General features: G+C 35.4%; 19 protein-coding genes and 1 rRNA gene. 16 read left to right on the top strand and 4 right to left on the bottom strand.

What is annotated here, in order from left to right; translation table 11 throughout:
- The first annotated feature begins 61 nt into the window (after positions 1-61).
- The 12 genes from BUE24_RS11820 (at position 62) to BUE24_RS11765 (ending at position 13,187) form a co-directional block, all read left to right on the top strand.
- On the top strand, positions 62-1,510 hold the full coding sequence (locus BUE24_RS11820) for a glyceraldehyde-3-phosphate dehydrogenase (RefSeq protein WP_073316238.1): 1,449 nt from the start codon (positions 62-64) through the stop codon (positions 1,508-1,510).
- Positions 1,511-1,898: 388 nt separating this feature from the next.
- Positions 1,899-2,519 carry a hypothetical protein gene (locus BUE24_RS11815; RefSeq protein WP_073316237.1) on the top strand — a complete coding sequence of 207 codons (621 nt, stop codon included), beginning with the start codon at positions 1,899-1,901 and terminating at the stop codon, positions 2,517-2,519.
- Positions 2,520-2,584: 65 nt separating this feature from the next.
- The gene (gene trmD / locus BUE24_RS11810) at positions 2,585-3,262 is read left to right on the top strand and encodes a tRNA (guanosine(37)-N1)-methyltransferase TrmD (protein WP_073316236.1); all 678 of its coding nucleotides are present in this window, start codon (positions 2,585-2,587) and stop codon (positions 3,260-3,262) included.
- Positions 3,263-3,391: 129 nt separating this feature from the next.
- The gene (gene rplS / locus BUE24_RS11805; RefSeq protein WP_073316235.1) at positions 3,392-3,742 is read left to right on the top strand and encodes a 50S ribosomal protein L19; all 351 of its coding nucleotides are present in this window, start codon (positions 3,392-3,394) and stop codon (positions 3,740-3,742) included.
- Positions 3,743-4,681: 939 nt separating this feature from the next.
- A complete protein-coding gene (locus BUE24_RS11795) occupies positions 4,682-6,904 on the top strand; it encodes an NADP-dependent isocitrate dehydrogenase (protein WP_073316233.1) in 2,223 nt (740 codons plus the stop codon).
- A gap of 151 nt (positions 6,905-7,055) precedes the next feature.
- Positions 7,056-7,706 (top strand): hypothetical protein, encoded by a 651-nt coding sequence (locus BUE24_RS11790; protein WP_073316232.1) that lies wholly within the window; start codon positions 7,056-7,058, stop codon positions 7,704-7,706.
- 11 nt (positions 7,707-7,717) lie between these two features.
- Positions 7,718-8,281, top strand: coding sequence for an outer membrane protein (locus BUE24_RS11785; protein WP_073316231.1), 564 nt, complete (start codon positions 7,718-7,720; stop codon positions 8,279-8,281).
- Between the two features lie 192 nt (positions 8,282-8,473).
- Complete coding sequence (locus tag BUE24_RS23955) at positions 8,474-8,635, top strand: hypothetical protein (protein ID WP_170864595.1); 162 nt, start codon at positions 8,474-8,476, stop codon at positions 8,633-8,635.
- Between the two features lie 259 nt (positions 8,636-8,894).
- Positions 8,895-11,273, top strand: a complete 2,379-nt coding sequence (locus BUE24_RS11780; RefSeq protein WP_073316230.1) for a TonB-dependent receptor — start codon at positions 8,895-8,897, stop codon at positions 11,271-11,273.
- 3 nt (positions 11,274-11,276) lie between these two features.
- Positions 11,277-12,092, top strand: coding sequence for a DUF4249 family protein (locus BUE24_RS11775; RefSeq protein WP_073316229.1), 816 nt, complete (start codon positions 11,277-11,279; stop codon positions 12,090-12,092).
- Between the two features lie 59 nt (positions 12,093-12,151).
- Entirely contained in the window at positions 12,152-12,964 is an 813-nt protein-coding gene (gene murQ, locus BUE24_RS11770) for an N-acetylmuramic acid 6-phosphate etherase (protein WP_073316228.1), read from the top strand.
- Positions 12,954-13,187 carry a DUF6095 family protein gene (locus BUE24_RS11765; protein WP_073316227.1) on the top strand — a complete coding sequence of 78 codons (234 nt, stop codon included), beginning with the start codon at positions 12,954-12,956 and terminating at the stop codon, positions 13,185-13,187. The genes murQ and BUE24_RS11765 overlap by 11 nt, the downstream gene beginning before the upstream one ends.
- A 17-nt stretch (positions 13,188-13,204) precedes the next feature.
- Here BUE24_RS11765 and BUE24_RS11760 read toward each other — a convergent pair whose 3' ends face one another.
- Complete coding sequence (locus BUE24_RS11760) at positions 13,205-13,714, bottom strand: DinB family protein (protein ID WP_073316226.1); 510 nt, start codon at positions 13,712-13,714, stop codon at positions 13,205-13,207.
- A gap of 292 nt (positions 13,715-14,006) precedes the next feature.
- Here BUE24_RS11760 and BUE24_RS11755 point away from each other — a divergent pair, with 292 nt between their 5' ends.
- The 4 genes from BUE24_RS11755 to BUE24_RS11740 all read left to right on the top strand — a co-directional run bounded on the left by BUE24_RS11755 (position 14,007) and on the right by BUE24_RS11740 (position 19,870).
- Positions 14,007-14,828 carry a hypothetical protein gene (locus BUE24_RS11755; RefSeq protein WP_073316225.1) on the top strand — a complete coding sequence of 274 codons (822 nt, stop codon included), beginning with the start codon at positions 14,007-14,009 and terminating at the stop codon, positions 14,826-14,828.
- Positions 14,829-15,001: 173 nt separating this feature from the next.
- Positions 15,002-16,213 carry a DNA polymerase Y family protein gene (locus BUE24_RS11750; protein WP_073316224.1) on the top strand — a complete coding sequence of 404 codons (1,212 nt, stop codon included), beginning with the start codon at positions 15,002-15,004 and terminating at the stop codon, positions 16,211-16,213.
- Between the two features lie 17 nt (positions 16,214-16,230).
- Positions 16,231-19,191: a DNA polymerase III subunit alpha gene (locus BUE24_RS11745; protein ID WP_073316223.1), complete on the top strand. Its 2,961-nt coding sequence runs from the start codon at positions 16,231-16,233 to the stop codon at positions 19,189-19,191.
- 112 nt (positions 19,192-19,303) lie between these two features.
- Complete coding sequence (locus tag BUE24_RS11740; RefSeq protein ID WP_073316222.1) at positions 19,304-19,870, top strand: hypothetical protein; 567 nt, start codon at positions 19,304-19,306, stop codon at positions 19,868-19,870.
- Between the two features lie 74 nt (positions 19,871-19,944).
- Here the strand turns inward: BUE24_RS11740 and BUE24_RS11735 are convergent, their stop codons facing one another.
- The 3 genes from BUE24_RS11735 to rrf form a co-directional block, all read right to left on the bottom strand.
- Positions 19,945-20,550, bottom strand: coding sequence for a hypothetical protein (locus tag BUE24_RS11735; RefSeq protein WP_139241985.1), 606 nt, complete (start codon positions 20,548-20,550; stop codon positions 19,945-19,947).
- A gap of 116 nt (positions 20,551-20,666) precedes the next feature.
- The gene (locus BUE24_RS11730; RefSeq protein ID WP_073316220.1) at positions 20,667-21,512 is read right to left on the bottom strand and encodes a LytR/AlgR family response regulator transcription factor; all 846 of its coding nucleotides are present in this window, start codon (positions 21,510-21,512) and stop codon (positions 20,667-20,669) included.
- Positions 21,513-21,593: 81 nt separating this feature from the next.
- Positions 21,594-21,701 (bottom strand): 5S ribosomal RNA (gene rrf, locus BUE24_RS11725).
- Positions 21,702-21,882: the final 181 nt, after the last annotated feature.

Raw genomic sequence — 21,882 nt, 5'->3', positions numbered from 1 at the left:
AAACGTTTGAAATATATACTTTTGCACGAAATTTCAAGACTGTAAAAAACACAACAAAATTATGAGTTCTAACGAAGTTTATGAAAAAGAACTTGCCTTCCAAGCAGACAGACGGCGAGCAACAGTAGCGTTTATCAAGACTGTGAGTGATTTATGGTACGACAACTCTATCGAATTGGTATTGTTTAGAAACCAATTGATAGACAAAAACGTAAGCGAAATCATCAATCTACATGAATATGCTGGAGAGTTTGTTCAAAAACCAATTTCTATTTTTGATTCGGTAGAGATTGCCCAAGCGATCAAATTGATGGATTTACCGCCTTCTAAATTAGATATTGGTAAACTAACTTATGAGTACCATCTGGCAAGTGATGAATTTGGTTCTGTAAATCGTTTTGTACAGGAAAAATTGAAAGATGCCAAAACATTCAAGCCTATCTCTCCTAAAAATGTAGTATTATATGGATTTGGAAGAATTGGGCGTTTGGTTGCAAGAGAATTAATGACCATTACCGGAAAAGGAAGTCAACTTCGTCTTAGAGCTATAGTGACTCGCGGAGCAATTACTGAAGAAGTTTTAGAAAAAAGAGCTTCTTTACTTAGAAATGACTCTGTACATGGAGAGTTTGCCGGTACTGTGGAGACAGATATCGCAAACAATTCATTAATCATTAATGGAACCACCGTACATATTATTAGTGCCAATAATCCAGAAGACATCGATTATACAACTTACGGAATTGATGATGCTTTGGTAATAGATAACACAGGTGCTTTCAGAGATCAAGAAGCATTAAGCCGTCATTTAAAAGCAAAAGGAGTAGACAAAGTTTTACTTACTGCTCCTGGAAAAGGAATCCCTAACATCGTTCACGGAGTAAATCACAAAGAGAATGATCCAGATAAGGTGAATATCTTTTCTGCGGCTTCATGCACAACAAACGCCATTACTCCTGTTTTGCAGGCAATCGAGGAGAGTTTCGGTGTAGTAAACGGTCACTTAGAAACCATTCATGCATATACCAATGACCAAAACCTGGTAGATAATATGCACAAAAAATACAGAAGAGGTCGTGCTGCGGCTTTAAACATGGTAATTACTGAAACAGGAGCTGGTAAAGCCGTTTCAAAAGCATTACCGAGTTTGGAAGGCAAATTGACTTCTAACGCTATTCGTGTTCCTGTACCAAACGGTTCTTTAGCAATCTTAAACCTTAATCTTGAGAAAAAGACTTCTAAAGAAAGTCTTAATGCAGTAATCAAAAAATATGCACTAGAAGGAAACTTGGTAGAGCAAATCAAATATTCATTAGACAACGAATTAGTATCATCTGATATCGTAGGCTCTTCAGCTCCATCTATTTATGATAGTAATGCTACCATTGTGGATGCAAATGGGAATAATGCGATTATATATGTATGGTATGACAATGAGTATGGATATAGTCACCAGGTAATTCGACTATCAAAATACATTGCCAAAGTAAGACGTTTTACCTACTACTAGAAAGCTTCATAACAGAAACAAGAAAAGGTGGCTATTTTGAATAGTCACCTTTTTATTTTATATCATTTTTTTCTTTTTACTCCGTCCTCAATACTTCTTTCCCCAGAAGCAACAAAAAACTCTATATAAATCTTTAGAAACAATCGATTCACATCCAGGCAATTAATCGAAAAACCAACCTAAAGTAATTTATCACAAAAAAATCTTCATAATTACTTACAATATCGTACATTTATTACCGTTACAGAAGAAATTATAACGTAGATATAAGGAGCTAAAAATTCATTAGAACCCAGGTCAGGAGTCTAGTGGGTTATTTTGCTACTACATTTTTAAATAACTTAGGTATTCCATCTTACATTCAACGACCAAAAACAATACTATTCACATGAAATTACTACAGTATCTATTTTTTTCTATCATAATCACTTTATCATTTTCAAACCAAGCCAAAGCTCAGGAAGAAAATTTATCTGCAGAACAGGCTTTGCAACAAGAAAGTATTGAAGGGCAATTTGATGTAGTGATTAAAAAATCCGGAAGATACCAGGAATATAAGGTAGTAAAACAAGTCTGGTTAAATAAACTTAAATCCAACACCATTGATTCGATTAAAACACTGGAATCAAAACTTACTGTTTCTAATCAACAGATTGAACAGCAGAAAACCACGATTAGTGGACTACAAGAGTCTCTAAATAAAACAAACGAAGATTTGGCAGCCGTGACTAACGAAAAAGACAGTATGAGCTTTGTGGGAGCTTCGGTTTCAAAGTCCAGTTATAAGACCATTATGTGGCTCATTGTTGGTGGGCTTGTGTTATTATTAAGTTTCTTTATTTTCAAATTCAAAAATAGTAATGCGGTGACTGTACAAGCTAAAAAAGCATTAGCAGAGACTGAAGCCGAATTTGAAGATCATAGACGAAGAGCACTAGAGCGCGAACAAAAGGTGATGCGTAAACTTCAGGATGAAATTAATAAGCAACGAAAGGCTGGCGCCAAGTAAGTACTATTTCTAGATTATTTACATATTCTTTTGCATCTTTGCAGCTCTCAGGAAAATGATGAAAGATGCGCATTGATATCATAACAGTAGTACCAGACCTTTTAAAGAGTCCGTTTGAGGCTTCAATCATGAAGCGTTCAATAGAAAAAGGCTTAGTAGAAGTCCACCTACACAATCTCAGAGATTATACCAACGATAACTATCGACAAGTAGACGATTACCAATTTGGCGGAGGTGCTGGTATGGTGATGATGATAGCACCTATTGACAAATGTATCTCCAAATTGAAATCAGAACGTGAATATGACGAAGTGATCTATATGACACCAGATGGAGAAACCCTTAATCAAGGGATTGCCAATCAACTATCACTAAAAGGAAATTTAATCATCCTTTGCGGTCATTATAAAGGAGTGGACCAAAGAGTCAGGGACCATTTTGTAACCAAAGAAATATCAGTAGGCGATTATGTTTTATCTGGGGGCGAACTCGGGGCTCTAATTTTGTGCGATGCCATCATACGATTAATTCCGGGTGTGTTGGGTAATGAAACTTCTGCCCTCACCGACTCATTTCAGGATGATCTGTTGGCTCCTCCTATTTATACTCGCCCAGCAGAGTACAAAGGATGGAAAGTTCCTGAAATTCTAACCTCTGGTAATTTCCCAAAAATTGAAGCCTGGAGAGAAGAACAAGCCTATCAACGTACCAAAGAAAGAAGACCTGATCTATTAAATGATTAACTCCTGAAAATAAATACAATAAAAACATTGTGAATACACAAAATATATTTATTTTTGCAGCCTGATTAGAACAACCTCTGGCGAAAATCGTGAATGTTGCTTTAAAGAAACCTAAGAAACTATATCAAAATGGAAGATTTAGTAAAATTCGTACAAGACGAATTTGTAACCAAAAAAGAATTCCCTGAGTTTTCAGCAGGAGACACGATCACAGTATACTACGAGATCAAGGAAGGAAATAAAACACGTACACAGTTCTTTAGAGGAGTTGTTATACAAAGAAGAGGTTCTGGAGCTACAGAAACATTTACTATTAGAAAAATGTCTGGAACCATTGGTGTAGAGCGTATTTTTCCAGTTAACTTACCAGCACTTCAAAAGATTGAAGTAAACAAAAGAGGTAAAGTACGTAGAGCACGTATTTTCTACTTTAGAGGTCTTACTGGTAAGAAAGCTCGTATCAAAGAAAAAAGAAACTAATTTTTTAGTAAAGCATACAAAAAAAGCTGCTCAAACGAGCGGCTTTTTTTATGAACAAAAGTTAACAACCTTAGTTCATAAATAGTTGATAACTAAGATTATAGTATTTTTTGATTACCTCATCAAATTTCACTATATTTAATATAGAAATTACAATATTTAGCGATGACAAAAGGATTCCTGATATGTAATTCACACAATACGTTCTTTGAACATCTTAAGACCAGATTAAATTAAAATAAATATAAGACGAAAGTTATTTTTTTGAGTACATCCTTGAAATAACTTTAAAGGGCTTTACTTTGAAATCATTTCAAAATGAAATTCAAAAGAAAAAATTAAGTTTTGACACCTTTTTAATTTAAAACGGCATTAGACTTGTCGAATGAATATAGGAAAATCGTACAGCGATTTAAAGCATTCGAATTAGTCGTATGAATAGAAGTAAATTATACAAATTACGATTTGAAAGTTTAAGTCTATTCAAACCGGAAATAGGACTCTATGGTATAAAAAACGAAAGTTTTTATTTTATTGCGGGTAAAACAGCTAACATTGTAGTAGTATTTCCAATGAAGCCATATCAAAATATTCGTATTCTTGATATGGCTTTTTATTTTTTGTCAAAATCCCAATTTTGAAGTACTTTTCTACCCTTCTTCATAATATACTCCCTTTATTTTTAGTATTCTATAATACAGATTCTTTAACTCAAAACTAACATCCCTCAGGTTGCATATGGGTGAGTAGATTTGTATCTTCGCGCACGGAAAAAATTTGATAAGTCCGATCAAACAAAACATTGATCTTTTTTTGAACATTTTGTTTGTCATCGTAAATACAAACGACTAATTATTTCCATTATAAAACAACATCATAATTTAATTTGATATCACGGGTTCTAACACTGCAACCAGATATCCTGAAAAAACAAGAAATATGGGAGTTAACACCTCAAAGATTGTTTATACCAAAACTGACGAAGCACCAGCTTTAGCTACTTATTCTTTTCTACCAATCGTCAAAAAATTCACAAAATCGGCCAACATAGATATCGAAACCAAAGACATATCTCTTGCTGCACGAATCTTAGCTAATTTTCCCGAAAAATTATCAGATAAGCAAAAACAAGCTGATGCACTAGCCGAGTTAGGAGAACTTGCTCAAAAACCTGAAGCTAACATCATTAAACTTCCTAATATCAGTGCTTCAATTCCGCAGCTAAAAGCAGCCATCGCAGAATTACAATTACAAGGATTTGACCTCCCTAATTATCCAGAAGAACCAGAGAACGATTTCGAAAAGGATATCAAATCAAGATACGATAAAATTAAAGGTAGTGCTGTCAATCCAGTACTAAGAGAAGGAAACTCTGACCGAAGAGCTCCTAAACCAGTTAAGCAATATGCCAGAAAAAACCCTCATTCTATGGGAGAATGGAGCGCTGATTCTAAGACTCATGTAGCTACCATGTCTAGTGGTGATTTCAGATCTAATGAGAAATCATTAACTATTAGTCAAGCAGGAGATGTACGAATTGAATTTGTAGATGATAGTGGAAGCGTTACGGTTTTAAAGGAAAAAACTCCATTACTAGAAGGTGAAGTGATTGATGCTACGGTAATGAGTAAAAAAGCGCTTATCGCTTTCCTTGAAGAGCAAATAGCAGACGCCAAAGACAAAAATGTGTTGTTTTCATTGCATATGAAAGCCACTATGATGAAGGTATCTGACCCAATTATTTTTGGCCATGCGGTAGAAATCTTTTTTAAAGATGTTTTCAGTAAACACGCAGAAACTCTTGAAGAAATAGGTGTAGAAGTTAATAATGGCTTTGGTGATTTAATCAATAAGCTTAAAAGACTTCCTGACGCTAAACGAGCCGAAGTAGAAGCAGATATCAAAGCATGTTACGAAAATAGACCAAAATTAGCGATGGTAAATTCTGATCAAGGAATTACCAACCTTCATGTACCAAGTGATGTAATTATTGATGCTTCGATGCCAGCAATGATACGTAACTCTGGTCAAATGTGGGATACTAACGGAGATACTCAAGATACCAAAGCAGTAATTCCTGACAGTAGTTATGCAGGTATTTATCAGGAAACTATCGATTTCTGTAAAAAGAATGGTGCTTTTGATCCTGTGACTATGGGTACTGTTCCAAATGTTGGGTTGATGGCGAAGAAAGCCGAAGAGTATGGTTCTCATGATAAAACATTTGAAATTACAGGTAACGGAACCGTAAGAATTGTAGATGCTTCTGGAAACACGTTGATCGAACACACTGTAGAACAAGGAGATATCTGGCGTATGTGTCAAACCAAAGATGCTCCTATCAAAGATTGGGTAAAACTTGCAGTAAATAGAGCAAAAGCTACCAATACTCCGGCAGTTTTCTGGTTGGATCAAAACAGAGCTCATGATGCAGAGTTGATCAAAAAAGTAAATGCTTATTTACCAGCTCATGATACCACAGGTTTGGATATCAGAATCATGTCTCCAGTAGAAGCTACTCGTTTCTCTTTAGAGCGCATCAAAGAGGGTAAAGACACCATCTCGGTGACCGGAAACGTATTAAGAGATTACAACACAGATTTGTTCCCTATTCTTGAGCTAGGAACAAGTGCAAAGATGCTTTCTATTGTTCCTCTAATGAATGGCGGTGGACTTTTTGAAACAGGTGCAGGAGGATCAGCTCCAAAACACGTACAACAATTTAATAAAGAGGGTCATTTACGATGGGATTCTTTAGGTGAATTCTTAGCCCTTGCTGTTTCTCTAGAGCATTTGGGAGAGGTAAACAACAATCCAAAGGCTTTGGTGATCGCAGAAGCTTTAGACGAAGCTACCATCAAGTTCTTGGATAATAAAAAATCCCCTTCCAGAAAGGTAAACGAACTTGATAATAGAGGAAGTCATTATTATTTGGCATTGTATTGGGCACAAGCGCTAGCTGCCCAAGATAAAGATGCAGACTTAAAAAATGAGTTTGAAACAATTGCAAACGCTCTAGCCAATAATGAAACCATCATCATCAATGAATTGAATGATGCTCAAGGAAGCGCTGTGGATATGGGAGGATATTATTGGCCAAACGTGTCAAAAGTATCTAACGCAATGCGTCCAAGTGAAACGCTGAACAACATTATAGGATAGAAAAAGATCTATTTTCATCTGAAAGGCTTGTGATATATATATTTTACAAGCCTTTTTTATTTTGTAGATATCTAGGAAATAAAAATATCTGGCGTTTTATGCAACCTCTGTAAAAGTGAATTGTCTATACCTATAACACTAAACGTCATCTATGAAAACCTCAACGAAACTATTGTTGTTATGCTGTCTGGTATACAACTTCATTGGACATTCCCAAAAAAAAGAATCACAAGGCTATATAGAATTTAACGATCGAAAAAACATTCTTCACGGTGTTTATCTGGGTTTTGATGTTGCCTATGGAAAAATCGATGGAAAAAATAACACCTCTATTTTTGGAATAAAAGTGGCGTATGTAGCCAATCAGAAAATGGAACTGGGAATAGCAGTAAGAACACTTTTTTCTGGATTAACAGAAATTGATAAAACATCCGGTGGGGATTTTGACCTACAAGGGATTTACGGAGGACTTCATGTAGAGAATGTATTCTTCAATAATAAGAAGGTCAAATTATCTGTACCCGTATTGCTAGGGATCGGATATATTGACGGTTCTGGCGATTTTACAAAAAGCACGGATATGATGGGAGTATTAGAACCAGGAATAAACGTTCTCTATAACCTCAATAAATACATCCAGTTAGAAGGAGGTATCAAATACCGATTCTCTACCCCTATTGATCCTGTACCTACAGTACTAGACAACATTAATGGAACTTCTATTGGGCTAGGCGCCAAAATTGGAGTTTTCAACTTAGGGAAAAATAGATACAAAAAACAATTACACGATCATCAAAACTAACACTGTAAATTATGAAACGTCACCTATTATTCGCCCTGCTTTTAATCTTTGCAAGTACATCTTTTTCTCAAGACTCTAAAATTAGTTTAGAATTGAACTACCCTTTACCTATCGATCAGAATTTTATAGGAGAGAATTATGATGGAATCATCGATCTGGGTATAGATTACAGATTTGCCAACATAAAATTTATCAAAATTGGAGCTTCTTTAAATGGAAGTCTATTCATCAACGATAACTTTCAAAATATCGATATCACCGCATATGCAGTGCAACCTAGAATCTTTGGAGAACTCAACATTCCATCTCTTCAAAAATTGCACCCTTCTCTTGGAGTTGGATACACCATTATGTTTTTTGATGCGTCTGGTGGATCTAGCATAGCTCCAATTAACACCAGTGAAACTGAAGGTGGAATTAACCTAAATGCAGGGATAGCTTATGATGTTTTCAAAAAGTTCTTTATTCAATTACAATATGATTTTGTAAAACTAAGCACAAACGATGATGTACCTGATACCACTTTCAACACTAATGTGAATATTTTGAAAATAGGAATAGGGTATAGAATCTAACAAACTTAAAAAAACACAGCCAAAACCAAAAAATCACAAACCCAAAATAAACATCTGTTTTTCAATAATTTAAATTAAAAAAAACAACCTCTTCGACCCCGTAAAACAAGCTAGTTAAAAGCTGTTTTTAATTTTAGGCACAGTAATTGATATTCTCTAAACATAGGTAAAAACCTTTTAAACAAGCCCCGGATGAAAAAAAACAAAATACGAACCAACAAAATTAATAGTGCCTATGTATTTGCAGAAGACGACAAGGTATATCTTAAATGCCATCCCGGTGATCAATCCAGAAGTAGTAATTTTATACACTCCTCAGAATGGATACCCATTAGCTTTTGCTGGGAATCTTAATTAAACAATGTAACCATACTGGTTGTGGTTAAGTGTGCTCTATGGGCAAACACAACCGTAATTGTTCAACCACATAATTTTACAATTCTTTAAAGTAACAATTAGTTGATACACTCTTCTTATTGGTATATTCCTGCGGATAAATAACATTTATTTAGGATATGTACTCAACAACGAAGAGTGATTATTTATTAATTTTGGATACTTTAGCATATATTTAATTACCTTCCTAACCGTACAAATTTTAAAAATATTGCTTTTGAAAAAGAACATTTTATTGAGCCTTTTGGCCATTTGTACATTACATTTTTCAATATTTAGTCAAGAGAAATTCACCATTAGTGGCACAATTTCCGAAGCATCAAGTAACGAAACCTTGATTGGAGTCAACGTAATTTTTCCAGAAATTGGGAATGGTGTCGTTACCAACGAATATGGTTTTTATTCTATTACACTTACCGAAGGTACATATACTATTCAGGTAAGCTATCTTGGGTTTAAAGACATTGTTCAGGAAGTAGTGTTAAATGATGATATGAAACTTAATTTTCAGTTATCAGAATCCTCAGAAATGTTGGAGGAAGTTGTGATTACCGAAAAAACCGAAAAACTAAATATTCGAAACCCTCAGATGAGTATCAACAAGCTTTCGGCCAATACCATAAAGCAAATTCCTGTGGTTTTGGGAGAGGCAGATGTCATTAAGTCTATCATTCTTTTACCTGGGGTAACCAGCGGTGGCGAAGGAGCTTCGGGCTTTAATGTACGAGGGGGTGCTGCCGATCAGAATCTAATCTTATTAGATGAAGCTACTATTTTTAACTCCTCTCACCTTTTTGGTTTTTTCTCTGTTTTTAATCCAGACGCTATCAAAGACATCAAATTGTACAAAGGAGGAATCCCTGCCCGTTATGGTGGTCGCGTCTCTTCAGTATTGGATATATATCAAAAAGAAGGGAATAGCAAAAAATTCAAGACTAGTGGAGGATTAGGTGCTGTTTCCAGTAGGCTATTGGCAGAAGGCCCTATCGTAAAAGATCGTGGAGCTTTCTTGGTTGGAGGTAGAGCATCGTATGCCCATCTTTTTCTTCCTTTATTCGATAATGATAATGTGGCCTATTTCTTTGATTTAAATACCAAGCTCAATTACAAGCTTAACGAAAACAACAACCTTTATCTATCCGGTTATTTTGGTAGAGATGTATTCGGCATTTCAGAAAGTTTCGAAAATATATATGGCAATACCGTGCTTAACCTGCGTTGGAATCATCTGTTTTCAGATAAACTATTTTCTAATCTCTCTTTGATCTATTCGGATTATTTCTATGGGTTAGAATTAGACTTTGTTGGTTTCGAATGGGATTCTGGGATACGAAATTTTAATGTAAAATATGATCTGAAACATTATTTGAGTGATAATTTTCAGTTGAATTACGGTATCAATAACATCTACTACCGATTTAATCCTGGAGAAATAAAACCGGATAGTGAAGAATCCGGTATTATCCGGGAAAAACTGATCGATAAATATGCTAACGAATTTGGAGCTTATATCGATGCCGAACATCGAATCTCGAATAAACTGACCCTGCAATACGGATTGCGAATCAGTAATTTTATTAGACTAGGACAAAACGAATTGAATGTCTACGAAAATGATAATCCATTACTTTTTAACCAAGAACTACAGATCTATGAATCTGCAGAACCTATAGGAACAGAAAGTTTTAGCCGAAGTGATCAAATCGAAAACTTCACCAATCTCGAGCCTAGAATAGCGCTGGCATACGCTTTTAACGACAACACCTCTATTAAGGCAAGTTATAACCGATTGGCACAATATTTACACCTATTATCAAATACCAACTCTCCTACTCCGCTCGATGTATGGACTCCTAGTGGTAGATACATCAAACCACAGTTATTGAATCAATATGCCTTTGGTTTTTTTAAAAACATCAAAGACAATGAGTATTCTGTAGAAACCGAAGTTTTCTATAAAGAGATCGAAAACAGAATAGATTATATCGATGGGGCTGAACTTATTGCCAACAATGCCATCGAACAAGATATTTTGAATGGTGAGGCCAGAGCATATGGATTAGAATTTTTGTTGAGAAAGAACGAGGGTAAATTTAAAGGTTGGTTAGCCTATACCCTATCAAAATCAGAACAAAGAACACCTGGGAGAACTCCGTTGGAGCCTGGGATTAATAATGGAGAATGGTATAACACTCCATATGACAAGACGCATGATATATCCTTCAACGGGAGTTATGAACTGAATGAAAAATGGAAATTTGGAGCTAATTTCGTATTTCAAACCGGTCAACCCACAAATTTCCCAACAGGACAATTCGAATTTCAGGGCTTATCTGTACCTGTTTTTGATGGACTTCGAAACAGCGAACGATTACCAGAGTATCATCGTATAGATGTCTCTGCGACACTTACGCCTAGAAAGAATCAAAGTAGAAAATGGCAGGGAGAATGGGTATTTAGCATTTATAATTTGTATAACCGACGAAATGCTGCTTCGATTGCCTTTAGTAGAAATCAAGACACCTTTGCCAATGAAGCAATCAGGACATCCATTTTTGGAATCATTCCTGCAGTGACTTATAATTTTAAATTCTAGAGCATGAAAAATTTACAATATCTTTTATTGCTTGTTATTATGTTTACCAGTTGTGAAGATGTGATAGATGTTGATCTTCCTACCGGAGAACCCAGATTGGTTATTGATGCTTCTTTTGAAGTATATCTTAACGAACCCCAAATCGATGTAGAAGGCGGAATTCGACTTACTTTATCTGCTCCTTTCTTTGATGATGACGTCCCCACAGTAAGTGATGCTACTGTTTTTGTAACTAATAATAGTGATGACTCGATAATCAATTTTTTTGAAGCGACAGAAGGGCTTTATCTTCCTGCTGGAGTTTTTGTTCCAGAATTCGGGACTTCGTATACGCTTACAGTTGTTCATGACAACGAAACTTATATCGCAACTACAGAACTGGTACCTGGTGTTCCTATCGACAATATTGTACAAGGAGATGCCACACTTTTTGATGGAGATGAGACTGAAGTCATTATTTTCTTTACCGATGATGGATCACGAGATGATTTTTATCTTTTTGATTTTGATTTTAGCCTATTTCTACCCAGCGAAGACCGTTTTTACCAGGGAGAGTCGTTTAATTTCTCCTATTTCTACGAAGATATGGTTGCGGGACAGGATGTAACTATCAAAATATTAGGAATAGACGAACGCTATTTTAATTACTCTTCTTTACTTATTGAACAAAGTGAACAGGATGGAGGAAACCCATTTCAAACGCCTCCAGCGGTATTGCGAGGTAATATTTTAAACACAACAAATCCAGACAATTATCCTTTAGGGTATTTTAATCTCTCTGAGGCTAACCGTTCTCAATTTACTATCGAAGCAAAATAATCCCAAATAGTCCCGTCGAGATCTATTTTTCTCAACTCAAAAATCAGTATTTTTGTATCATGACGTTTACAAAAATTACCGAGCAATCTTCTCATTATGATCATTTAGAAAAAATGAGCATTAATGAATTATTAACCAATATCAATAAAGAAGATCAATCTGTACCCTTAGCAGTCCAAAAAGTGATTCCTCAAATAGAAATATTGATTTCTGTCGTCGTAGACAAACTAAAAGATGGAGGACGACTTTTCTATATGGGGGCAGGTACCAGCGGAAGATTAGGTATTGTAGATGCCAGCGAGTGCCCTCCTACTTTTGGGGTTTCTCATGATCTGGTAATTGGATTAATTGCTGGAGGAGATCAGGCAATAAGAAAAGCAGTAGAATTTGCAGAAGATAGTACAGATCAAGGATGGGAAGATCTCAAGAAATATAATATTTCACAAAAAGATGTGGTAATCGGTATTGCCGCTTCTGGGACTACACCCTATGTTATCGGGGCATTGCAACAATGTAATGAAAACAATATTAGCACAGGATGTATCACTTGTAATCAAGGAAGCCCATTGGCTACTACCGCTAAGCATCCCATAGTGGTAACCGTTGGACCAGAATTCGTAACCGGGAGTTCTCGTATGAAAGCTGGTACTGCACAAAAGTTGGTACTAAATATGATTTCTACAGCTACCATGATCCAGTTGGGAAGAGTAAAAGGCAATAAAATGGTCGATATGCAACTTAGCAACAACAAACTGGTAGATAGAGGAACCAGAATGATTATGGAAGAGTTAAACATTGACAAAGAAACCGCAGCAGAATTATTAGAACTACACGGAAGTGTTCGTAATGCAATCACAAACTATGGAGCCTAAAAGAACCGATAAACAATTATTAGGAAAAGGAATACAACGTATGGCTATGGCATTGCTTTTTATGTTTATAAGCCCAGTAATTATCCATTCTGCTTTCAAAAATCAAGATCATCCCTGGTATATTCCCATATTAATCCTTGGGCTACTTGGTGCTGGTTTCGCAATTTTTATGGCATTTAAAGGACTTCGAACCATCATGGAATCCCTTTTCGGTAAGAAATAAAGGGATATCAATTACAATTAAATTCCTTCTCTTTTATTTACAGGCGTAGTAGGGTTATAACCAAAACCAGGAATTTTGATAGATACCCCCAATTGTTCTAGCATATACCCTATAGTAGCATAATGGTGAATAGCATGACTATTGGCATGAGCCAAAATACTCTCCAGCGTATAATTAACAGTAATTTTTCCTTGCCCCATATTATCTGTAACATGGATTAGGTAATCTGTATTTACATCAGTATATGAGGTTAGTGTCTCCTGAATTTTATAGATATGATCTTTTGCAGCGTCCTTATCTGTAGAGATAACTTCATCGCGTTTTCTAGCTGTAAGATCAATGTCATTGGTGTCTAATCCACTAATGATACAATCAAAAAAATCTAGCGTATGTCTAATATGAGAACCAATACTAGAATAGTAAGGACCGATAGAAGTATCTTGATAGGTTTTGGAGTCTATTACGTCTAACAAAGCAATCGCTCTGCCAAGGTTATGATTAATTGATGCTATTATTTGTCTTTTCATAAAATTTATAGACGTAAGATACACAATTAACTTACAAGATAAACCAGGAGAATAGAAAATTTATTTTTTATGCATTTTTTAAAATATTACCGAAATATCTGCGTTGTTAAGGACAGTCCGATGTTATTAAATCCCCCTATTCTTACCAAGACAGTAGGATATTTTTCACTAAAAATGTGGTTTACCCGTAAAATTCAAGATAAAATGCGCATTTTATCGATTAATGACGGATTTTTTTGGATGTTACCTAAAAAATATTGTATAATTGCTATGTGATTTAAAAGCCCCCATTATGAAGAAGAAAATTGCACTTCCCTTATTATTATCTTTTTTTATTTTTCAGATTAATGCACAGGAAATATATGATGATGCCCTAACAGCTGCTAGTTATGCGTACTCGCATAGTAAAAAAGCGCATGGTGCAAATAATGTATATCACACTCAAGAATATGCAGACAAAGCTATTGAGGCATTCGAAAAAGTAGAAGCATTAGCTGAAGAATGCGGATGTAAGGCTGCAAACGAAATTGCATATCAAGCAAGAGTAGATATGCAAAGTGCTTTAGAGCAGGATACTTACGAACGTAGTAGATATTTTGCGAAAAGAGCAAAAGACGCTAGTCCAAAATTATTAGATATATTGACTACTTGCCAGGCGAATGCTGGTGATTACGCATATACAGATGAGGCTTCTATCGAAGAAGAGGAAAATGAAATTGCAGAGATGAAAAGTGAAATGGCTGCAAAACAGCAAGAGCTTGAAGCACAACGTCGTGAGTTAGCATTAGAACAACAAAAACTAGAGGCTCAAATTGCTGAGCAGAATAGAATGAAAGCTGAACTTGAAGCAAAGCGCGCTGCTGAGTTGAAAGAACAAGCGATTGTTAAGACTAAAGCTGAAACTGCACTTAAGAAGTTAGAGAGCGCTTTACAAGAGTTAAGTGTTGTATTAAACGAAGAGTCTAGTTTCGAAACACAATCAGATTATTTAAGAAGCGAAAACGAATTAAAGAACGAATCTTTAGACGATACAAAGTCATTCTATGTAAATAGAGCAAAAGAATTGACCCAAACAGCGATGCAACAGTTTGCTAGCTATAACCTGGAGAACTAACGATAACAAATGCTGAATTTTATTTTGTAGCCCCAAAATAAAATTTTTACAAAACGACATCCGGTCATCTGGATGTCGTTTTTTTTATGTCACGGTGTTAATAAAAAATCAGGTATAACATCAATATGTTTGGAAATTTTCCATAATTTTGGAATTATTCCAAATACAGCGTTTTGAGAACAATATTACATCTCGATTTAGATACCTTTTATGTGTCGGTAGAACGGCTCATAGATACTTCCCTTCAAAGTAAACCTTTGTTGGTGGGTGGTACAAGTGATCGTGGTGTTGTAGCCGCGTGCAGTTACGAAACAAGAGCTTATGGTGTACACTCAGGAATGTCGATGAAAATTGCAAAAGAGTTATGTCCCGAAGCAGTAGTGATAAAAGGCAATGCCGGAACCTACAGTAAATACTCTGATGTAGTTACAGAGATCATTAAAGAAAAAGTTCCGGTATTTGAAAAATCAAGTATCGATGAGTTTTATGCTGATCTCTCGGGAATGGATAAATTTTTTGGAGCCTATCAATACGCAACAGAGTTACGCCAAAAGGTAATTACTGAAACTGGCTTACCCATATCATTTGGTTTATCTGTCAATAAAGTAGTTTCCAAAGTGGCAACTAATGAAGCCAAACCCAACAACCAGTTAAAGATAGATTTCGGGACCGAAAAACCTTTCCTCGCTCCATTATCTATTAAAAAAATCCCAATGGTAGGAGATAAAACCTATCATACATTACGAAATCTTGGTGTTCGCTATGTAAAAACAGTACAAGAAATGCCTGCAGATGTAATGAAAGGTGTTTTAGGAGTTAATGGTCTTACCATCTGGAAAAGAGCCAATGGTATCGATAACACTCCTGTTATTGGGTTTTCTGAACGCAAATCAATTTCTACAGAACGAACTTTTGATAGAGATACCATCGATATATATAAACTTAAAAACATCCTGATCGCAATGACCGAAAACCTAGCTTTTCAATTGCGAAGAGGAGATAAGCTTACAGCGTGCATTGCTGTAAAAGTGAGATATTCTGATTTTAACACCTATTCCAAACAACTCAAAATACCATACACCAGCGCAGACCATATTCTTATACCTAAAATTTTGGAACTGTTTGAAAAGTTGTACCAAAAACGATTATTGGTACGATTAATAGGGATTCGATTTAGCCATTTAGTCAGTGGTAATTATCAGATTAATCTTTTTGAGGACAATGAAAAGCAGCTCAATTTATATCAAGCCCTTGATGACATAAGAATTCGATACGGGGATCGAAGTGTCATCAGGGCGGCTGCTATGGGGGCTTCTACTATCGGGAGAATGCACAATCCTTTTAATGGGCAACCTCCTGTTGTATTGGCCCATAGAAAACAATAGTCAAAATAATATCGGTAATGTATCTCAATTGCCATTCATATTACAGTTTACGCTACGGAACCTTTTCCGAAATAGAGCTATTAGAATTGGCTAAAAAAAACCATGTAGAGTCTCTGGCCTTAACCGATATCAACAACACTTCGGCTTGCCTAAATTTTGTAAGAAAAGCCAGAGAGTATGCAATAAAACCTATCGTTGGTATCGACTTCAGAAATAACCACCAACCGTTGTATGTAGCATTAGCCAAAAATAATGAAGGATACAAAGAGCTTAATGATTTCTTATCATTTCATGCTCACCAAAAAATTGATTTACCCGTTCTGGCACCTCATTTCAAACATGCATTTGTTATCTATCCACTAGAACAAGTAATTGCAATACATAAAACCGAATTTGAATCCAACGAATTTATTGGTGTCTCTATCAAAGAAATCCCAAAACTTCGATTTTCAAAATATGTACACCTCAAAGAAAAACTGGTCATTCTTCAACCTGTTACCTTCAGGAATAAAAAAGACTTCAATACGCATCGTTTACTTCGAGCCATAGATAACAATATTTTACTCAGTCGCTTACCTATAGAACAACAAGCTTCTTTTTCTGAACAGATGATTCCTGTAAATAGCATAAAAGAACATTTTTCAGAATTTGATTTCATCAATCACAATACTGAACACCTTCTCAAAGAATGTACTATAGATTTTGATTTTTCAAAAAACAAACCCTCTCTCAACCAAAAAACATATACAGGAACGATAGAAGAAGACAACAAACTATTGCGAAAACTTTGCCAAGAAGGTCTCCCCTATCGATACAAAACAGTTACACAAGATGTTACTGATCGTCTCGAAAAAGAATTAGCTCTAATCATCAAAATGAACTTTGTTGCTTACTTTTTGATCAACTGGAGGATTATTAATTATGCACGAGAACAAGGATATTATTATGTAGGTCGTGGTAGTGGTGCCAACAGTATCGTAGCTTATCTATTACGTATTACCGACGTAGATCCTATAGAATTAGATCTTTATTTTGAACGATTTATCAACACACATCGCACCAGCCCTCCTGATTTTGACGTAGATTTTTCATGGAGAGACCGACAAGATGTTACACGATTTATTTTTGAAGAATTCAAAAATGTAGCATTACTAGGAGCCTATGTTACCTTTCATTATAAGGGCGCTGTACGAGAAATCGGAAAAGTATTTGGGTTGCCCAAATTTGAGATTGATAAACTTAGTGAAGGGGATTACAACTACAATAGTCTGGATCATATCCATAAACTGGTAGTTATCTATAGTCAACTTATCCAGGGCATGCCAAATTACATCAGTATTCATGCTAGCGGCATCTTAATCAGCGAACAACCATTGCACTATTATTCTGCTACCGATCTACCTCCAAAAGGATTCCCTACTGTACAATTCGACATGATCATTGCCGAGGACCTTGGTTTATACAAATATGATATTCTAGGCCAGCGTGGGTTAGCAAAAATCAAAGAAGCGATCAAAATTATAGCATATAATCAACCTGAAAAAGCAGATTTTGACATTCATGATATCAAAAGATTTAAAGAAGACCCTAATATTAATACACTGATAAAAGAGGCCAAATGCCTTGCCTGTTTTTATGTAGAGTCCCCAGCAATGCGGATGCTACTAAGCAAATTAAAAACCGATAATTACTTAGGTCTGGTTGCTGCCAGTTCTATTATCCGTCCCGGAGTAGCAAAAAGCGGCATGATGCGAGAGTATATCCTACGGGAACATGATGTAGAAAGAAGAAAAAACTCTCATCCCATCATGTTGGATCTAATGGAAGACACTTATGGCATTATGGTATATCAGGAAGATGTGATCAAAGTAGCTCATTTTTTTGCAAAGCTCACTCTTGATGAAGCTGATGTGTTGCGCCGAGGAATGAGTGGAAAGTTTAGATCCCGAAAAGAGTTTAAAGAGGTTCAAGACAAGTTTATCTCCAATTGTAGAGCCGAAGGGTATGCAGAATCTCTAATTTTCGAAATATGGAATCAGGTCTCTAGTTTTGCAGGATACGCTTTCCCAAAAGGTCACTCGGCATCATATGCTGTAGAAAGTTACCAAAGCCTGTTTTTGAAAGCCTATTTCCCAATAGAATATTTGGTTGCTACACTGAATAATGGTGGTGGATTCTATCGCCCAGAAGTATACCTACATGAAGCAATGCAACTAGGAGCTATCGTGTTGACTCCTTGTATAAACACCAGTAATTACGAACATATCTTAAAAGGAAAAACTATTTTTCTGGGACTAATGATTTTAAGAGACCTGGATCATAAAACAATAGAAACCATCTTGATGGATCGAAATAAAGAAGGTTCCTACTCTAGTTTAGACGATTTTATTGATCGCGTACCTATTGGCATCGAACAAATGAGTATTCTCATTAAAATTGACGCTTTTAGATTTACACAAAAAAACAAACACGAATTGTTATGGGAAGCTCATTTCAAACTCAACCATACACCTACTCCATATACCAACCAACAACTCCTATTTCATGAAAAAAGGACTAAATATGAATTGCCCGAATTAATAACGTCGTCATTAGAAATGGCTTTTGAGCAAATAGAATCCTTTGGTTTTCCCGTATGCGGATATTATCCCATATTGGCATCTCCCCCAGCAAATAAAAATCGTGCGCTTCAATTAAAGGAGTATCTAAATAAAAAAATTGACATCTACGGATACCTTATTGCTATGAAAAATACAAGAACTCATAACGGGAAGCGAATGTCATTTGGTACATTTTTAGACCAGTATGGAGACGTATTCGATACCGTATTATTCCCTCCAGTACAAGAAAAATATAGGCTAAAAGGAAAAGGTATTTATAGAATGTATGGTAAGGTGGTTGAAGAGTTCGGCTTCTTAAGTATAGAAATCATCAAAATTGTGAAGCAAGATTATATACAAGACCCAAGGTATAGTTAAACATTTTCTCAGTTTTAAACTCACTTTTAGCACATTATAACTGTTCGGCATATTGTTTGATACCTAAATCAACAGAAATAACAAGGTAACTATCATCAAAAGACTATAACTAATGAAAAGAATCCTTCTAGCAATTCTATTGGTAGGCACAAGTATTATGCTTCAAGGCTGTTTTACTTATGGGGAATTTACTGCAAGTCAATACACAAAAATTAATACCAGTACATGTGCAAATCCTCCCTCTTCAATGTATTTATTTTTTGAAGATGAACAAATACCATTCTCATATGAAAAAGTTGGCCTGGTAGAAGCACAAGGACATGAGTTTGCTTCGTACGAAGAAGTATTAGATCATTTACAATATCAAGCATGGGAAAACTGTGCTAATGCCTTGCTATTTATCAAATCTGGATATACAGATAGAGTACAAGGATATTTTGGTCCAGATGTACATATAGAGGAGGTATACGCGTCTAAATATTTTGAAGCTATTGCAGTAAAAATAAATATTGATGATGAGTTTCTTTACCACTATGGTTATGGCGAAGATATGTCCTTTATTGATCGTGTAAGAGAAGATCGTCGGATACAAAAAAATCAAAATAATATGGAGATTGCAGGGAGTGTCACTATAGGTGTATTAACTATATTAGATGCTATTCTCTGGAATCAGGATTGATCATAAAAAAACAGGAATCAACTGCTATCATATTTTAGTACTGTAAAATATGAATATTGTAGATATAACTATGCTCAATTTTGAGTACTACACGTAGGTTTCATAGTGACTTCTTCTAGGTCAGTCCAAATAACATTGGAAAAAGCTTTTGGGGATAAACGAAAGTACACCAGATGTTTTTCTAGTATTGTACAATATGAAGAAGAAACTTTTACATGTAGTCGTATAGTTTCTTTTGCAAAAAATGCATCATAAACATCGATGCTTCCTTCAAATCTTTTATTCCCAGATCCAGATGAAACAAAGGCGGCTTTGGTTTTTGGTAACTTTTTAAAAAATCTGAGTTTGCTTAGCAATCCCATTTTCATTAATCCTGTAAAATACGCTTCCATATCGGATGTTATTTTTATAGCATCAAGATTTGGATCCTCTTCCAGAATCCATACAAAAACGTAACTGAAATACTCTTCGTTTTCTGGCTCTCCCCATCCTTCCGCAAAACGTATATGCTCTTCTCCGGTATAAGGTAATGATTTTGCAAAAAGCAAAGGAAACTCCAATACTTCTTTTCTCCAGGTTTCCGGAGCGTTCAATAAATTATCCGATTTTGAAGCCCCACAACTTATAAGAAGGAAACATACCATATATCTGCTGATGTTGTGTAATCTAAAGTATTTCATAACTATTCTGAATAACTGATTACAAAACAATCTTCAAAAAAGATAAGAATCTAATTTATGGGATCGACAGGAATGATTTGTGATGAAATGGAACGTTTGTTTGATGAAATTCCTCACTAAGTTTTAAGAAATGCTTTAAAAGAAGTTATTTTAGATCTAGAAACAGGGACCTTATATTCAATTCCTGCTAGGTTAATTATATAGCCTCGAGTATTTCCTTTTATATTCTCAATTTTATTTGTATTGATTAGATACGAGCGATGACACCTTAACAAAAAAGGATATTTCTTTGTATGATTTTCTATAGCAGTAATTGTATTTCTCAATAACATAAATCTTATTTTTTCATTTTGAAAATAATAAACCTCCAAATAATTTCCGTCACTTTTTATCATGATCAGATCTTCGGGAAATACTTCTAATTGTTCTTTCTTAGAGATGGATCTCAAACATAATTTCGAAGAGCACAACTTTAATTCCTCTTCTTTCTGAAATACTACAGCATTTTGTGATGAAAGAACAAAATAATGGTTTAGGAGTATTGAAAGAGGGATTAAGAAAGCTTCAAAAATAAAGACATACTTAATGGTTAACCCTAACCATTTGGTATAAGTGATATTCTGAAATCCACCAGAAATTAGGTTAACCAAAAAAGTTAACAGTAAAAACAGTACCACATCCAATATGATCTGCATACCGTAACTATATATGCGTTTAGCATCTGGTTGAAATAGAAAGACCACTATTTTTCTAGAGATAAATGTAATCATTACTACCAATCCACCCGTGAGTAATGCATCCCCAAAAACTCTCCCCAAAGATTGATATCTATAATGTAATGGTTGAAAAAAGATGAGCAAAAGAAAAACGGTCGTAGCACATATCAAGGATAGCAATCTTGTTTCTTTTCCCGATTTAGAATGGATATTGGATAATAATCTATTTGCTATAAAAGAGTTCATATCGATATTTGTTCACTTATCTAAAGGTAACAAACTTTATTCCAACAAAAAACCCTCATCGATTATGATGAGGGTTTTCAAAGAAGGCGGCGACCTACTCTCCCACGATTGTAGTACCATTGGCGCTAACGGGCTTAACTACTCTGTTCGGAATGGTAAGAGGTGAGCCCCGTTGCTATAACCACCTTAAGTTTTTAGCACTTTTAAGCTATAATAAGTTAACATATTGATTTAGAAAAACATAAACGATAAACTAATGCATCAAAGCAAACCGCCCTCCCGGTTTTGCAACCGGGAAGATCGCGACATAAGCCTACGGGTTATTAGTACTACTCGGCTATGACATTACTGCCTTTACACCTATAGCCTA

Origin of the sequence: Aquimarina spongiae (assembly GCF_900141785.1) — a bacterium.
GTDB classification, from domain to species: Bacteria; Bacteroidota; Bacteroidia; order Flavobacteriales; family Flavobacteriaceae; genus Aquimarina; species Aquimarina spongiae.
The sequence above is the reverse complement of the archived record's forward strand: the minus strand, read 5'-3'. Positions and strand labels throughout refer to the sequence as shown.

Excerpts from the sequence above, each read along its gene's own strand:
- BUE24_RS11820 (WP_073316238.1), top strand. The coding sequence starts at position 62 with ATGAGTTCTAACGAAGTTTATGAAAAAGAACTTGCCTTCCAAGCAGAC.
- BUE24_RS11815 (WP_073316237.1), top strand. The coding sequence starts at position 1,899 with ATGAAATTACTACAGTATCTATTTTTTTCTATCATAATCACTTTATCA.
- trmD (WP_073316236.1), top strand. The coding sequence starts at position 2,585 with ATGCGCATTGATATCATAACAGTAGTACCAGACCTTTTAAAGAGTCCG.
- rplS (WP_073316235.1), top strand. The coding sequence starts at position 3,392 with ATGGAAGATTTAGTAAAATTCGTACAAGACGAATTTGTAACCAAAAAA.
- BUE24_RS11795 (WP_073316233.1), top strand. The coding sequence starts at position 4,682 with ATGGGAGTTAACACCTCAAAGATTGTTTATACCAAAACTGACGAAGCA.
- BUE24_RS11790 (WP_073316232.1), top strand. The coding sequence starts at position 7,056 with ATGAAAACCTCAACGAAACTATTGTTGTTATGCTGTCTGGTATACAAC.
- BUE24_RS11785 (WP_073316231.1), top strand. The coding sequence starts at position 7,718 with ATGAAACGTCACCTATTATTCGCCCTGCTTTTAATCTTTGCAAGTACA.
- BUE24_RS23955 (WP_170864595.1), top strand. The coding sequence starts at position 8,474 with ATGAAAAAAAACAAAATACGAACCAACAAAATTAATAGTGCCTATGTA.
- BUE24_RS11775 (WP_073316229.1), top strand. The coding sequence starts at position 11,277 with ATGAAAAATTTACAATATCTTTTATTGCTTGTTATTATGTTTACCAGT.
- murQ (WP_073316228.1), top strand. The coding sequence starts at position 12,152 with ATGACGTTTACAAAAATTACCGAGCAATCTTCTCATTATGATCATTTA.
- BUE24_RS11765 (WP_073316227.1), top strand. The coding sequence starts at position 12,954 with ATGGAGCCTAAAAGAACCGATAAACAATTATTAGGAAAAGGAATACAA.
- BUE24_RS11760 (WP_073316226.1), bottom strand. The coding sequence starts at position 13,714 with ATGAAAAGACAAATAATAGCATCAATTAATCATAACCTTGGCAGAGCG.
- BUE24_RS11755 (WP_073316225.1), top strand. The coding sequence starts at position 14,007 with ATGAAGAAGAAAATTGCACTTCCCTTATTATTATCTTTTTTTATTTTT.
- BUE24_RS11745 (WP_073316223.1), top strand. The coding sequence starts at position 16,231 with ATGTATCTCAATTGCCATTCATATTACAGTTTACGCTACGGAACCTTT.
- BUE24_RS11740 (WP_073316222.1), top strand. The coding sequence starts at position 19,304 with ATGAAAAGAATCCTTCTAGCAATTCTATTGGTAGGCACAAGTATTATG.
- BUE24_RS11735 (WP_139241985.1), bottom strand. The coding sequence starts at position 20,550 with ATGAAATACTTTAGATTACACAACATCAGCAGATATATGGTATGTTTC.
- BUE24_RS11730 (WP_073316220.1), bottom strand. The coding sequence starts at position 21,512 with ATGAACTCTTTTATAGCAAATAGATTATTATCCAATATCCATTCTAAA.